At 36.9% G+C, this 15861-nt stretch carries 10 protein-coding genes; 4 read left to right on the plus strand and 6 right to left on the minus strand.

Annotation, left to right across the window (positions count from 1 at the left end; translation table 11 throughout):
- Positions 1-7 precede the first annotated feature (7 nt).
- On the minus strand, positions 8-1300 hold the full coding sequence (gene hisD / locus ACY2A0_RS16120; RefSeq protein ID WP_461790397.1) for a histidinol dehydrogenase: 1293 nt from the start codon (positions 1298-1300) through the stop codon (positions 8-10).
- A gap of 181 nt (positions 1301-1481) precedes the next feature.
- On the minus strand, positions 1482-2333 hold the full coding sequence (hisG, locus tag ACY2A0_RS16125) for an ATP phosphoribosyltransferase (protein WP_461790398.1): 852 nt from the start codon (positions 2331-2333) through the stop codon (positions 1482-1484).
- Positions 2334-2580: 247 nt separating this feature from the next.
- Here hisG and ACY2A0_RS16130 point away from each other — a divergent pair, with 247 nt between their 5' ends.
- Positions 2581-4185, plus strand: a complete 1605-nt coding sequence (locus ACY2A0_RS16130) for a L,D-transpeptidase family protein (RefSeq protein WP_461790399.1) — start codon at positions 2581-2583, stop codon at positions 4183-4185.
- Positions 4186-4266: 81 nt separating this feature from the next.
- Here ACY2A0_RS16130 and ACY2A0_RS16135 read toward each other — a convergent pair whose 3' ends face one another.
- Both ACY2A0_RS16135 and ACY2A0_RS16140 read right to left on the minus strand, forming a co-directional pair.
- Complete coding sequence (locus tag ACY2A0_RS16135; RefSeq protein WP_461790400.1) at positions 4267-5052, minus strand: SDR family NAD(P)-dependent oxidoreductase; 786 nt, start codon at positions 5050-5052, stop codon at positions 4267-4269.
- Between the two features lie 317 nt (positions 5053-5369).
- Entirely contained in the window at positions 5370-6572 is a 1203-nt protein-coding gene (locus tag ACY2A0_RS16140; protein ID WP_461790401.1) for a GAF domain-containing sensor histidine kinase, read from the minus strand.
- A gap of 371 nt (positions 6573-6943) precedes the next feature.
- Here ACY2A0_RS16140 and ACY2A0_RS16145 point away from each other — a divergent pair, with 371 nt between their 5' ends.
- A complete protein-coding gene (locus ACY2A0_RS16145) occupies positions 6944-8026 on the plus strand; it encodes a sensor histidine kinase (protein ID WP_461790402.1) in 1083 nt (360 codons plus the stop codon).
- 23 nt (positions 8027-8049) lie between these two features.
- Here the strand turns inward: ACY2A0_RS16145 and ACY2A0_RS16150 are convergent, their stop codons facing one another.
- Positions 8050-8409 carry a response regulator transcription factor gene (locus ACY2A0_RS16150; RefSeq protein WP_461790403.1) on the minus strand — a complete coding sequence of 120 codons (360 nt, stop codon included), beginning with the start codon at positions 8407-8409 and terminating at the stop codon, positions 8050-8052.
- Between the two features lie 965 nt (positions 8410-9374).
- On the opposite strand from ACY2A0_RS16150, the gene ACY2A0_RS16155 reads away from it, so the two are divergent.
- Complete coding sequence (locus ACY2A0_RS16155; RefSeq protein ID WP_461790404.1) at positions 9375-10451, plus strand: ComEC/Rec2 family competence protein; 1077 nt, start codon at positions 9375-9377, stop codon at positions 10449-10451.
- 11 nt (positions 10452-10462) lie between these two features.
- Positions 10463-11158, plus strand: coding sequence for a hypothetical protein (locus ACY2A0_RS16160; protein ID WP_461791698.1), 696 nt, complete (start codon positions 10463-10465; stop codon positions 11156-11158).
- A 162-nt stretch (positions 11159-11320) separates the two neighbouring features.
- Here the strand turns inward: ACY2A0_RS16160 and ACY2A0_RS16165 are convergent, their stop codons facing one another.
- Positions 11321-15847 carry an SMEK domain-containing protein gene (locus tag ACY2A0_RS16165; protein WP_461790406.1) on the minus strand — a complete coding sequence of 1509 codons (4527 nt, stop codon included), beginning with the start codon at positions 15845-15847 and terminating at the stop codon, positions 11321-11323.
- Between the last annotated feature and the right edge of the window lie 14 nt (positions 15848-15861).

Raw genomic sequence — 15861 nt, forward strand, 5'->3', positions numbered from 1 at the left:
CTAGTTGTTAGTTTTTTGCTAATCCCTGTAATCTAATAGTTACTGCATTTTTATGCGCTTGCAATCCTTCCGCTTCTGCAAGTGTTTCCACGGTGCTTCCAATGTTTCTTAATCCTTCTTCGTTCAAATATTGAAACGTAATCTTCTTAATAAACGTATCAATTGACACTCCGGAATAAGCTTTAGCAAAGCCACTTGTAGGTAAGGTATGGTTGGTGCCCGAGGCATAATCACCAGCGCTTTCGGGTGTGAGGTTCCCTAAAAACACGGAGCCCGCATTGCTAATCAATGGGATTAAAGATTGGTATTTTTCGGTCGCTAAAATCAAATGTTCGGGAGCGTATTCATTACTAAATGCCATTCCCTGTTCTAGGTTCTCTACCATCATAATGTAGGAGTTTGTCATGGCTGCTGCGGCAATCTCTTTCCTTGGCAATGCAGTTAATTGCCTTTCAACTTCGCTTAACACTTTTGCTGCAGCTTTATTTGAAGTAATCACTAAAATAGACTGACTATCAATACCATGTTCTGCTTGTGCAAGTAAGTCGGCGGCAACATATGACGGAATGGCAGTCTCATCAGCAAGTACTAAAACCTCCGAAGGGCCCGCCGGCATATCTATTGCTGCAACGTGTTGTAGCTGTTTTTTTGCTTCTGTTACGTAGCGGTTGCCCGGTCCAAATATTTTGTATACTTGTGGGATGCTCTCGGTGCCATATGCCATAGCGGCTATCGCTTGTGCACCACCAACAAGGTACACTTTTTCAATTTCTAATAATGAAGCCACGTAGGCAATGTAGCAGTTAACTTTACCATCTTTTTGTGGCGGGGAGCAAACCACGATATCTTTACAGCCAGCAATTTTAGCTGGAATGCCAAGCATTAAGAATGTACTTGGCAGTACTGCAGTGCCGCCCGGGATATATAAACCCACACGTTCAATAGCTCTGGTTTCCCTCCAGCAAACCACACCGGGCATCGTTTCCACCTTTTCCTCATTTTTAAGTTGGGCTGAGTGAAATCGATGGATGTTTTGATAGGCTGTATCGATCGCAGCTTTTGCCTCAGCTGGAATTTGTTTCGCGATTTCTATAAGTTCATCTCCGCCTATGTATAATGACGAAAGTTCAATACCATCAAACTGTTTTGCGTAACTCAGTAGGGCGTTGTCGCCATTGCTTTTAACATTGCTGATGATCTCTTCGGTGCGAGATTTAACTAAATTATCGTCTGCTATGCTGCGAGAACATAGCTCTTTTATATTTTGTTTAGTTAAATCTTTTAAATTATAGATTTTCAATGTTTTAATAATTTTAATTAACTAATAGTTAATAGCTTTAATTTGTATTTTAGTGATTTTTGTTGATATTTTAAGCAATTAGCAGCGTAGTTTTCAGTCTCACCAATCATGGAAAACGTACATAAAAACGGATGATACGCGTTGATAAATTATCTCCAATATTTGATGTCAAACCATTCAGTTAGGCAATGATTTTTTCTATTGGCATTACTACTATTCCTTGCGCACCCGCTGCCTTTAAGCTGTTAATCTTAACCCAGAAATCTTGCTCGTCAATTACAGAGTGAACGGCTACCCAACCTTCCTCAAAAAGTGGAACAACGGTAGGACTTTTCACTCCAGGCAGTAAGTCTACCACAGCTTGTAAGTTTTCCTTCGCTACATTTAACACAACGTATTTTGTGCTTCTGGCTTTTAACACTGATTGGATGCGCTGAACCAATTCCATCACTTCGGTATTCAGTTCTAAACCCGGCGTTGAGATTAGCGCAGCTTCCGAATGCATGACACTGGTAAAAGGCTTAAGTCCGTTATTTTTCAATGTGCCGCCCGTAGAAACGATGTCAAAAATGGCATCACTTAAACCTAAGCCTGGGCCAATTTCAACTGAACCGGAGATGTTTCTTATTTGAGCATTAACTTGGTTTGCTTTAAGGAATTTTTGTAGAATTACTGGGTAAGAAGTGGCAATTACTTTACCGTCTAATTTAGCAACGGTATCTATGTCGCTATCATTTTTTACCGCTATTTTGAGCGAGCACTTGCCAAATCCTAATTTTTGTAGGTATGAAACATTTGCCCCCGTTTCAACGATAACATTTTCCCCAACTATACCTAAATCGGCGATGCCATCTTGTACGTATTCAGGAATATCGTCATCCCTTAAAAAGAGAATTTCCAAAGGAAAGTTAGTAACGGTTGAGATGAGAGAGCTTTTGTAGTTTTCGAAAGATAAACCACAATTTTTAAGGATTTCGACTGATTTTTCGTTTAATCTACCCGATTTTTGGATAGCTATTTTAAGTGTTTTCACTTTGTTGAATTAAGAATAAGAAATATAGAATCTATTTAAAAACCATTCTGAAGTACAGAACATAACATTACATATCGCCGCAATGGCGATGATGGAAATGCAAGTGATGGTTTAAAAATTTGATCATTATACTGATATCTTTTCCTTAATTTTGTAGGAATATAAAGCAAATATATACTAGTTTAGTATACAATCCAAAAATAAATGGCATTTAATTTGTCTAAAACGCTTGTCTAATTAAAGTTTAATGTTGAAACTCATTTCGGGAAATTTTAAAAAAGTATTACTGATAACGCTATTTGGTGTTACGTTGAGTGCTTGTAGTTGGTTTAAAGACAAGCCTGAAATTGCACAAGTACTTACTAAACACTTTGACAATAAGTTGTATGATAAGTTTGATACGGCCGTATTTATCCCCATTTTTAAAGCTAAACTAAAGGAACAAAGTCAATCGTTCTTAAATCCTAAAGTAATTGAAGCCTACTACAAAAAGAATGAATACCTTCCTAAATTGGTCACTCAATTTTATGTAAATGGGCAATTAGATACACTTAAAAATTATCTTTTGCAAAGTAAAGCTGATGGCTTTAATCCCGAGATATTCAATTTAAGTGTGTTTGAAAAACAGTTGCAAACATTAAATAGGAACAAGTTCGGTAAGATTGAAGAGGTTTACGAGCTAATTGCAGATTTAGAGCTTAACGCCGCTAATTCATTGAATAAATACACTAATTTTATGGGTTATGGCAGTATAAATCCTCGTAATTTTTTCAATCGGTTTTATGCGAAAATAAAGCGCCCAGATAGTTTGTTGATGGATTCGGTGCTCAATACAAATAACCTCACTGCTGTTTTAAACGACGTTCAGCTTAAAAGTAAAGCATACTTATCGTTAAAAACGGCATTGGCACACTATCGTGATAGTTTAGGGAATGATGTAGATCCAGCGATTAAAACAATAAAAATTAATTTAGAACGCATGCGTTGGCGTTTGCCACAACAAACCGATGAGTTAGTTGTGGTTAATATTCCTGATTTTACCTTAACATGGTTTAGAAACGAGGATACGCTGGCGCACATGAACGTATGTGTTGGCGGTAAACGTGAGGCAACCTACGCCGAAAAAATGAAGGCTTTTTTGAAATCGGGCAAACTGGATGATAAGCCTAAAAACCACGAAACCCCACAGCTTTTTAGCATTTTCAACGCCATACAGGTCAATCCAATCTGGAATATCCCAGTAAGCATAGCCAAAAGCGAAATTTATTGGATGGCAAGAAAAGATCCTTATTATCTTTCCAATAACAACATCAAAGTTTATTATAAAGGCAAGTTGGTCAATGATCCCGATACGATCAATTGGAACAAATATCCAAGAGAAAAATTACCTTTTCAGTTTAAGCAAGGCTCTGGTGAAGGTAATGCGCTGGGAAAATTTAAGTTCGTGTTTGATAACAGTTCCAGTATTTACTTACACGATACAAACAATAAATACGGTTTTAAGTTGGCCAATAGGGCTATCAGTCACGGTTGTGTGAGGATAGAGGATCCTCTAAAGTTCGCGGAATTAATGGTGAAAGACAAATATCAGTATGATAAGCTTCGTATGGATGTGGATTTGCCGCCAATTGATACGACTAAAAATGAGGTTTTCAAGAAGAAATTAGCAATGAAAACTGATACCCTTAAAGTTTTTCAGTTAAAACCTACTTGGTACTCGCCAAGGAAAAATATTGGCGTTTACATTGCATATTACACCGCTTGGGCAGATGGTAATGGAACAGTGCAGTTTAGACCTGACGTTTACGATTACGACCCGATTTTGTGGGATGCAATAAAGAAATACATGTAAAGCCGTCATCAAGCATCATTTAAAAAAAATGCAGTTTCCTTATTTGGAAATTGCATTTTTCATGTAAAGCGCTTGATAAATTTATTCTACAGGGCCCTGAAACTCGCCCATTCTGTCTGCTGCAGTTTCATCAGAGGCCACGGCGTTCATTGCAACTTGAAATTTGTTCTTCAATCCCGAAATCACCATGTGTTCACCTCGAGCAAGTGCTTCGTATCCATCCTTAGCTACATCTGCCGGATCGGCCATGTCATCCTTATCCTGTACTGCTTTTGAACTCGTCATGTCAGCTTTGTTGAAAAAGTCGGTAGCTGTAACCCCTGGTAACAGTGCGGTTACGGTAATGCCTTTGTCTTTTACTTCACTTCTAATTGCTTCGGTAAATGATTGTACAAAGGCTTTGGTGCCATGATATACTGCCTGCCAAGGACCAGGTATTTTACCTGCTATAGAAGATAGGTTCAGTATCTTGCCATGCCCACGATCAACCATATCTTTTAACCAATGGTAGGTGAGTACCACAACGCTATTTACATTTAACTGGATAATATCGAGTTGCCTCTGCAAATCTGTTTCAGTAAATAATCCATAAACGCCCTGACCAGCATCGTTTACCAATACATCAACTTCAACTCCGTTGCTTTTTACCTCTTCGTAAAGCTCAAAAGCGCTTTCAGGTTTAAATAAATCTTTCGCTATTGTAATAACATTTACTTGATACTCATTCCTTAAGGTTGCTGCCGTTTGATCCAGTTTTTCCTGATCCCGAGCTACTAAAATTAATTGGTAGCCATCTGCCGCAAATAGCTTTGCTAACTCCAAACCGATTCCACTTGTTCCCCCGGTAATTAATGCTGTTTGTTCCATAACATTCTATTTTTGTTGTAAGGTTATAACAGCGTGATATCGGTTTTGCTTTTTTGGTAAATACCCATTTTTGTCGGGTAAATACCTGTATTTACAATCGGAAACCTCAGTTGTCAATTATCGTCACCGCATAGGAGTAAGCAGATATTTGAAATGATTGAATATCTCACTTTATTGAGGTTAGAGCATTGGCTTTACTTTGCTACTAGCCATGATTTGGAGGTAGAATTTGCTTAAACGCATCATCCACAACAAAATACGTTTGATGGGCTAGTTTATTTAGAAATAACATCAACTAGCCACAGTACAAATTATATTTAAATAGGTTGCTGTATGAGCTGCGCATGAAATGTGGTTCCAGCTCCAGCCGTTGACTCAATGGTCAATTTTCCTCCTAGGCTTTCGCACAAGTGCTTAACCAGCGGCAAGCCGAATCCGTAACCTTTTTCGTCTCCTGTTCCAATGGTGCTTTCTGCGCTTCCAGAAAGTATTTGTTCAATTCGGTAGGGTGCTATGCCTATTCCGGTATCGGTAACGCTGATATCTAATAGTGTTTGGTCAGTTGTCGATATCAGATCTAAAACCACGCTAACCTTACCTTTTTCTGGAGTAAATTTAATGGCATTGGAAACGAGATTTCCAATCACCTGAAGCACTTTGTGTTTTGAGAAAATGACATTTTTCTGCTGTTCATTAATCACCACACTTAATAAAATTTTCTTATGTGTAGCTTGCGGCTGGTAAAGTTGCAGTAACTTGTTTTTTAAAGCTATTAAGTTTAGCTCATTTTCGCCAATGGGCTTTTCGAGGTCGCTTTGACTAAGGATTTCATCAGCCAAATCCAACAGTGATTTGCTGCCACTATGGATCATTTTAATAAACTCCATCACCTCAGCAACGTTAGCAGAATTGCCTTGCTGGCTAATCATTTCTGATAGCCCAATAATTCCGGCAAGGGGTCCTCTAATATCATGTGCTACTTTCTTGCTATTTTGATTGGCATCATTTAAACGATGCTGCATATTTTCCAGCCGATGGTAAAACTTAATGCGATTTACAATTTCGTCGCCAATAATTTTTAACAGTTCTACCTTTTCAGGGCTTAAGGTTTTAAGGCTGGTGTCCATTACGCAAAGTGCACCAATATTAACACCGTTATCCTGTAGTGGAAGGCCAAAATAGTAACGCAACGCTAGCGGATCATCAACGTAAAAGTTTTTGTTGAACCTTTCGTCTGTAGAAAGATCAGGCACTTCGAAACCCTGATCACCCATAATGGTATATTGACAAACTGATTCTTCTCTACTCATTTGTTGTAGATCAAGTCCGTGTGAACCTACGGTCCATTGTGTATATGCATCTATGAGATTAACTAAAGATATTTCTGTACCTGCAACCTTTGCCGCCAGCCGGTTAAGGTCTTTCAGGCTGTCGTTAAGACTAGTATAATCTACATCGAGGGAAGAAAGGTGGAATAGTCGCTCGGACTCGTTTTGTGGAATGGGAAAATTTTCTTTCATAACGGAATAAGCAATATATATTTACTGATTTTTAGTATGCAATATGACTGGAAAGATATAATAATTTTGTTTTTTTTAAAACTAACTAACGGAACCTGCCTTTAATATAAGTACGATAATTCCAAAATTCTCTTACATGTATCAAATCGGTTGATATTTATCTTCAAAATACGTAAAATATCAATAATTTGGATTTTTGTAATCATTTATTCCGCCACATTAGCGAGTACTATTCTTTTTAGTTTTGCTTAAAATTTAATCATTCTTTAAATTGTTTAAAACAGTTAATGTATTTGTAGTAAGTTGCTTAAATGATGGCTAAACTTTTTCTACTGGTTAGGTGTTAAATAGCTAGTCCAATTAACATAGCTATGCAGAGCAAAAAAGAACAGATCAGCGAGCTAACAAATCTCAATGAAGAACTGGAGAATTACTTCAATAATACGATCATTCCCCAGCTCTTCATCGATGCAGATTTAGTGCTGAGGAAATTTACTCCTCCAGCGATGAAACAATTTAGCCTAAGGTCTGATGATATAGGTAAACCGATTGAACAAGTTAAAGAGAACTTCCGATTCCCAACGATAGTGGAAAATATTAAGGAGGTGATTTCAAGCGGAGAGATACTGGAAAAAGAAATCCAAACTATCGATAGACGGTGGTACCAAATGAATATCTTACCGTATATCGTCAGAAGGGAAAAAAGAACCAACGGGGTCATTATCACTTTTGTTGATATTACGCCTAGGGTTCGGGATTTAAGAGAGCTTGAACGTTTGATATCAGAAAATGAACTGCTGATAGACACCCTAGCGCACGATATCAAGACGCCTCTTACGGCTATGGAATTAACGATACAGATGCTCAAAAAAATTCCTGGTTTAGAGCGTTTTGGAAAATTCCCAGAGTTGATGGGATACCTAGATAATAGCGTGAAAAAAATGAGGAATATGGTGCAGGAGTTGATGCAGTCCAGATGGGCGGAGCATCCTCACAGTGCCGTTTCAGAATTGATAGATTTTCAAAATATTTTGGAAGATGTAAAGTTAACTCTGGCGCAACAGATTTCTGAAGCGGGTGCCTCCATCAAGTATCAATTGGATGTATCCGAAGTCTTTTTCGCAAGGCGTAACTTGCGGAGCATACTATATAACCTAATTAATAATTCTTTAAAGTACCGTTCTCCGCATCGGCCATTAGTTGTTACCATTAAAACTTACGTTAAAGAGAATTTTACCGTAATCAGCGTTAAAGATAATGGCATTGGAATTAGTCAAGAAAATCAACAACGCATCTTCAATAAATTCCAACGAGTTAAAAGTTCTATAGAAGGCAACGGCATAGGACTTTATTTAGTACGGGAGCTACTTCATGGCTCTGGTGGAGATATCTCTCTAAGTAGTGAAAAAGGAGAGGGTGCTGAATTTAAGGTTTTCCTTAAGCATGCGCCATAGGCTAAACTTATGCGTAACAACGTTTATCCCATTAAACGATCAACAACGGCCAATAGGTTGTCGAGATTAAATGGTTTGGAGATAAAATGTTCCGCCGGGCATGGTTGAGCCTTTATTGCCGCTTCGGTCATGTGCGCTGACATAATGATAACGGGTATTTCTTTAAAACGCTGATCTTTTTTAATCATTTGACAGATGTCGAGCCCGTTTCCGTCGGGCAAGCTGATGTCGAGCAAAAAGATCTTGGTACTTAGAGGGGCAGCTTCAAATTCTTTAGCGCTGCCATAACCGTTTACAGAAAATCCTTCACTTGCAAAAAAGTACGTGCAAATTTCCCTGATATCCCTGTCGTCTTCCAAAATTGTGATTTCTTTTCGTGCCATAATATGGATGACGGTAATCAAAATGCCGTCCAAAATTTATTAAACCATATAAATCAGGTATTTGAATTGAATTTTAAGGTATTTTATTGCAATTCAGTAATGTCTGGTTACAATGAGGTTTCGAAAAGTTTCAAGTGAAGTAACTTTGCCACGTTTTATATTATTAGAGTTGTAAGATTTTTAAGGCAAAAAAGAAATCCGCAAAATTTCAAATTTCGCGGATTTTTAATGGATTTCGTGGGCGATACGAGGGAAAACTTGAACCGATTTATTGACGATTTAAAGGTTTTGATTGATTTAAGGGGGAATCAAAGTAACGATACGTTATAGAAATTGAACCCTCCGATATTTCAATATCCCTCCTCCAAAGTTCTATTTTACTTAAAAAGCCTACTTTATGATTTGTCCAGAGTCGAAAAATTAACGGACGATCCTTTAGAATAATTTAAGACTTGATATAAATTAAAAATTTCAAATTATATCAACCCTCAATATTCTTAACAATTATGATAAATAATGTGATAATCATATTTAAGCCAATTTGTCATATTATATCCATTTTAAAGGTAACAAATATGACACAAAGCAATATTCTGCCAAAATCTCTTAAAAACAACAAAACCACTTTTTATACGCTAAACAGATGGTTTTCAGCTAAAAGCAAAGTTTATTAGATAATAAGTTTCGATTGGCACAGTATCTGAAACAGATAACTTGGGATTTACAAAAAAGCCTGTTCAGACGTCGGAAATCTGACCAGGCAAAGATTTGTAAAACCAATGAGATGAGGAACCACCTGCATTGTTTACGTAAATAACGGCGCAAAGATATAAAAGTTTTTAATTTAACAAATTTCTTTTGACCATGCTTCAGAGCAAAAACATATAGCACTTAACTCCTCAGCTTATTGGTTGATTAAAGTCTGCTTATCCCGTGGCAGATTAAAATTAACAACATAATAAACTATGGAGATAAATGCTATAGAAATTGACTTTTTAGCCGTTGGAGCAAACTCAAAAAGCGGCGATGCAATTGCGATGCGGTTTGGAAACTGCAGCAATAACAGATGGAATGAACAGACAATCGTTGTAATCGATGGGGGTGATAAACCTGCAGGAGAAGCAATGGTGAATCATGTTCAACAAATTTACAAATCAGACAAGGTTGATCGCGTGATCCTAACCCATCCAGATGGAGACCACGCATCAGGACTGAGAACGGTAGTTGAGGAGCTTAAAGTTGGAAAAATCTGGATGCACAGACCGTGGAATCACTGGAAAGAGTTACAACGTTTTTGTCACGATGGCAGAATAACTACCAATAGCTTTGTCGAACGTCTCAGAAGAGCGTACGATTACGCCGATCAGATTGAAAATATTGCCCTTGAAAAGGGTATAAAAATTTTCCCGCCTCACCAAGGATCGTATTATCATAATGGCGACCAAAACAGCTTGATTAAGGTGTTAGGCCCTGGTAAAGATTTTTACTTAAGTCTAATACAGGAATCTGATAAAACCCCTAGAATGTTGGAAGGCACTTCTACTAAAACCTTTTCTAGTACTAAGGTAACCAAACATGAAACGATGGACTATAGCACAGAGAACTTGGCAGCTGTATCAGAATCTACTTCTGCCGAGAACAATATGAGTTTGGTTTTGTATATCACTATTGCTGGAAAAAAGATACTGTTAACTGGTGACAGCGGTTGCGACGCATTATATAAAGCTATCTATTACGCTAAACAGCAAGGAATTGATTTAAAACAGTTAGATTTATTGCAAATTCCACATCACGGGAGTAGGCATAATCTCTCTCAAGGCATCCTTTCCGAAATTTATGCCCCTTTAGGAATTATTTCCTGTGCAGCAAATGGGGAACCGGATCATCCTTCTCCTATTGTTATAAATTCCCTAATTAGAAGAAGCATCGTTCCTTATCGTACCAAAGGCGTCAGTTTGCGCTACTCCCACAATGCACCTCCAAGACCGGGATGGGATAATATAGTAACGCCAGCACCATTTCAATATATTGTTCAAGTTTAAGACGACATTTTATGAATTCATATTTTATACGTGCACGTTTATTACCGACAGGGCTTACCTGTATTCCATTATACATCTTGGTCCATTCCATAATTCTTAAGAATTATGGAAATACTCTTACACCTATATTAAGCATTTTGCCATTGCTTACTTCGTTTGGGTTATCTGCGGCATTAACGTTTGTACTTACGCAGCTCAATCGTGTTCTTTCAAAAGAAATCTTTCAAAGGTGGTATTTTAAAGAAGAAGAATATATGCCAACCACAAATTTGTTGCTTTGGAGCAACAACAAGTTTGAGCATTCGATCAAGGAAAAATTGCGAATGAAGATAAGAGATCATTATGGTATAGAGCTACATAATGAAATAGATGAGGTGAATGAAGAAATTTCGTCAAGGAAAAGAATTGTATTTGCAGTATCTCAAATTAGGAATAACCTCAGAGATAACGCATTGCTATTTAACCACAATGTTGAATATGGCTTCTTTAGAAATTTTTTGGGAGGTTGCGTGATGGCAATCTTGTTCTCAATTCTAATTGTAGCGTATTCATACTTTTTTCCGGATGTAGTTTTGCGCAATATTGGCATTACCCTTGTAATAATTTATAGCATACCTATATTATTGAGTCGTGTAATACTCAAAGTATATGGAAATAATTATGCTAAAATTCTATTCGAACAATTTCTTAGTTTGCCTAAACCATAGCATAACAAGTTATAAACCGGATAGTATTCAACTATCCGGCTTATAACTTGTTTAATAAGCTTTGCCAATATCTTTTTTTGCAACAAAAAGTTTATACATCAACAACATGTTATAGAAATATTTGTAAAAAATATCATGCGAGAAAGCAGAAAATAATTACGTTTAAAAAGCTTCCTTTAATCGCCAAGTCATCTCCATTGCTTCCTGCCAGCCAGAGTTTGAAAATTGATCTAAGACGACTAAAAGATTTTTAAAATTTTGATCTTTATATAATATTTCCTTGTGGTCAGCGATAATATTTTCCGTAAGTTCAACAATTTCCCTGAGCGTAGAACTATCATATGTGAATCCGTTTTTTGCAGCACAGATTACAATAGTATTTGACAAATACAAAATATGTTCAGGATCTAAGTCCAGCAAAAAGTTAAGCATTTGCATGAAATAGTATCCAGTATGAGCGATCATAAACCCGGACTCTATGTGAGTAGATTGTTCCACTATAAAATCAAGTATTGGTTTTATTTTTAGATAAAATTCCTTCATATTAGCGTCTTCGACCACATTTCCTTTGTTGCCCTTTCGTCCCTTCTCAATTGTGAAATAAAGATGTTGAATTACATGATCGATAATCTCAAATTCATCAACAATGCCTTTTGCGGCAAGCCCATTGGTAGTAATGCGGTCGAACCTGTAATTTAATATTTCTAAGATAATTTTGATGAGTACATCGTATTTGTGGGGTTCACTGACATAGTCGTTCTCCAACGAATGAGGATCGATAACGTTCATGATTTCAAAAATCATACTTCTTGAAAATTCTTTGATATCCAGATTAGCGGTTATGAGCTCCAGTGCTCTGGAACTTTCATGATGAAGAACGAGTTTCAGAATGACAACTATTAGCACCTGCCAAACCTCTCTGGCAATCTCATCATCGGCATCTCGCATTTTTAGCATGATAGTATTAGCCAATTCTTCGACTTTATCCCTGTCCTGTTCCATTATCCTATCATAACAAACCGCGATCAGAATCTTATGTAAACACATGGCATCTGTCTCTGAAATACTTCTCTCACAGATTTTGTCCCAATATATTGCCTTATCCTGCTCCCAAAAATAGTCAAGCCCATGAAGTGCCTTGAACCGGACGATTTGAACATTATCCTCCATTAGTTTTATGAGTAAGCTTTGTAGGCTCTTATCATTGAAAGTATATACAAGGTTTAATATTGTTTGCACAGAAGCCGTTTTCGCTGATGGACTGAATCCACCCCAGCTACGTTTTAAATCACCCGTTTCATATTCTCCTGCATCATAATCCTTATCGCTGGTATATTTAACTGCTATCGCTTTAACTAATTTCTGCTCATAGATGTTTAACTTTTTTCCTAGACTCGATATCACTTTAGCAAAACGACCGATTTCATATTCGGCATGTCGCTTTTTACGTTCCGTCCAACTTGCGGCATCGATGAACATTAATTCAACAAATCTTATTACAGATTTGAAATCCTTTTTTGTTAATTTATTGTCTTTGTTCTCAAACTTATCGTTGAAAGCTTCAATTTCCTCTATTCGGGAATAATTTAGCATATCTAAATCATCAGCTTTATTGAAGCCTGCACGTTTGATCAATTCATCTCTCGACGAATACCGTACGTCTGCAGCTAGTAGTCCTCCCTCATGAACTAAGGGAGTATTTTCAAGGGCTATTTCTCTCTCAACGACATCCTTTGAAGCTTGAAGGATAATTTGGCCGATTGGAATACAATTCAGTAACTTGTTAATACGTCTCTCAGCTAATCCATCCCTGCCAAATTCATCAATGGCAGATTTTAAGCCAAGGATAGTCTCCTCTACTTTTTTACGTTTACCCGTAGTAAAATATGGCCATACTACTTTAATCAGTTCTCCTGCCTCATATACCGTTTCATCAAAAATGTAGAATTCGGGGTTTACTAGCAGATCAAAAGCTATATCTTTTGTAATTTTTGGTTGCGTCACCATAAGCTTTATAAGCTTCCTCCATACCATCGCTGCCTTTATTTCAGGAATCATCATACTCAGCTGAGCCAAACCAGTTTCATAATTGGCACTGGCTAGATTTAATTCCAATACTTCAAATATCCTAACTATGTGGGAAGATGGACCGTCATCCTGGTCAGTATCGTAAAAGGAATAATCAGAATAGATGCTGGCATCAATTTCTCCAATTTTCAATGAAGTTGATTCCCTCTTTGTTGTCCTCCTAAAGCTATTGACCTTGTTTACGATCTCAACCCCCATTTTCATCGCCTGATAAAAATCTATTTTCAATAAATCTTTATAAGATTTTTCCAGCACATAATATACCATTCCATAGTCCTGTTTTCTATTGCTCCGAAGTGCCAATATAACACCATTACCCATATTAGTTTCCTTATCACTAGTCTCGGAATGGAAATATAAAGTCTGATATATCCTGGAGGCTAATTTTTTATCATGCTTATAAATTTCGGTGATGTGATTACCGAGGTGGTAAAAATAATCTATTGGAAAGTCGTCTTCATTCAGTATGGGTAAAATCTGAAGAAACAACTGTTTACCTTTTCTTAAGTTCAAAGGGAAAGTTTTTGTGATATTCCCAATTCCTCTTATACCTCCGTTTCGATCCAAAAGAGCCTTATACCTCATATCCATCCTGTTGTTCAACACGAATTCCAAACAGTTGCAGCTTGCATCTGATAATTTCCTGAGATAAGATTTATTTACATTGTCTGTATACAGGTTGATTCCCTTCTCAATTAAAAATCCAATTTCCCACAAAGGCAGCCAGTGTAAATCCATCGAGATTTTCAATATGAGATCAATGTCTTTTTTCCGTAAATGTCCTTTCGTTATAAATCTAATCCCTTCTAAAACTTTGCGTAGCATCTGCGCTTTTTGTTCTATATCCTTTCCCGAGAAAATTGGGTTTAGGTCTTCTGGAGTGGAATAAAAACTAATCAGTACATAATTCAGGGTCGTTTGGTGTAGCAACCTGAATAGAGGTTCATCTTTTGCCGCTGTGATGTGGTAGTGTTGCCAGAAGATAGAATTATTAGATTTGTATAACTTGGTGTAAAAATAAATGAAGCTTTGTCTGAAAATAAATGGCATTTTTTCATTCGACTGGATGTAGGCGATTTGATCCTTTACATCCTGTTTCAGCAGATATTTTGAGATCGCAAAGTCCAGTAGGATATTATGGGAGAAAGAGATTTTTTGCCTAGTTACTGAAACAGCTTCTATTACCCCCAAACTCGTCAACTCTTCGTAGGTTTTAGAATTTGTCTCTGTAAGCATAGATAACCTGTCACAAACCAAGCTTGCGCTATGTGCCAATTGTGATGTTAATTTGAACAGGAATAACTCTTTATCGACTGTATCTTCAATATTATTAAGCCAAAAAATTTCCAATAACTGCTCTTCAGTCTCAATACTATTAAATTTAAGGCCTTTAATATTCGCATCATCAAGCAATTTTTCGAATAGCTTTAGGAAATACGGTGTTCTCAAAAGTTTTTTTAATGGTGGATTAAACTTCTTATACAAAATTCTAAAACGTTCTGCTGTCTCAAAAACAGCATCAATTTCCAATTCCGTAAGTTCTGGTATTTGGAAATTCCGACAGGAAACCGAATTGCGAATGTCCTTATTAGGAAAAAGTTCAAGCAGTTTTCTGGATTTTGTAGCATCATAGGTACGTACACTGACTAAAAGATTCCAACTGCTGCTTAGCGTATCTAAAGATTTTTTGATGTACTTGAGAATATTTGCCTTCAGTCTTTCATCCTTTGCCGTATCAAAAGCATCAAATATGAGGATTGACTTATTAGTCTCATGACTTAATTGCAGCAGCATTTCGAGCCATTTGTCTCCCATTTTCAATTCGTCACCAATTTCTTCATTCGTACCTTCCGTAAGATCATTTATTCTAATAATATAACATGGAATCTCCCGTGCAGTACAATACCTTTGAAGCTCTTCTATGATATAACTTTTACCAAAACCTGGGCCTCCGATTAAAAGACCGCTTTCTGTTTGCACAAAACCAAACAGATCTTCAACTAAACCCGTTCTTTTAACATAAATACCTTCAGAATAGATTTTTATTGCTTGTTTTGGAATGACAGCAGGCAAGTTTGACAGACCCGTCGACTGCTCCTTTAGCAAAACAGGGCTTACAGACTTTTGCAATAAACTGTTAATTGCTTCTAATTTCTCGGGTGCAGGACAGTTGTATAGGATCTTATTTAATAGTTTAGGGATATCATAGCCTTCATAAGTTACTCCGTCTATTACTTTTGCGGCAAGTAACTGATCATCTACTTTTTTACTGATGAAAAGAACAATAAATTGACCGTCTCCAGAACTTCGGGTCTTAAATGATTTAACGGTACTGTTGAATTTTGTTTGATGTGATTTGGTTGTAGTGACCTGAACGAATATACCTTCCGATTCAAAAATGAGGTCAAAACTTTTCTGGTTCACTTTTACCTCATTTGCATTTTTAAGTTTCCAACCGAATACCAGATTGAGAAGAACTGAAAATAAGTTCTCAGCATGAACAGCTCTGTCAGTAAGACCCACCGAATTTGAATGTTCTACCAAGTCAACATATTGAAACAGGTATTTCTGGATATTATCATAAAATACATTGGAACTCATAATCTGTAATTATT

The sequence above is a fragment of the Pedobacter sp. genome (assembly GCF_965249885.1).
Lineage (GTDB): Bacteria > Bacteroidota > Bacteroidia > Sphingobacteriales > Sphingobacteriaceae > Pedobacter.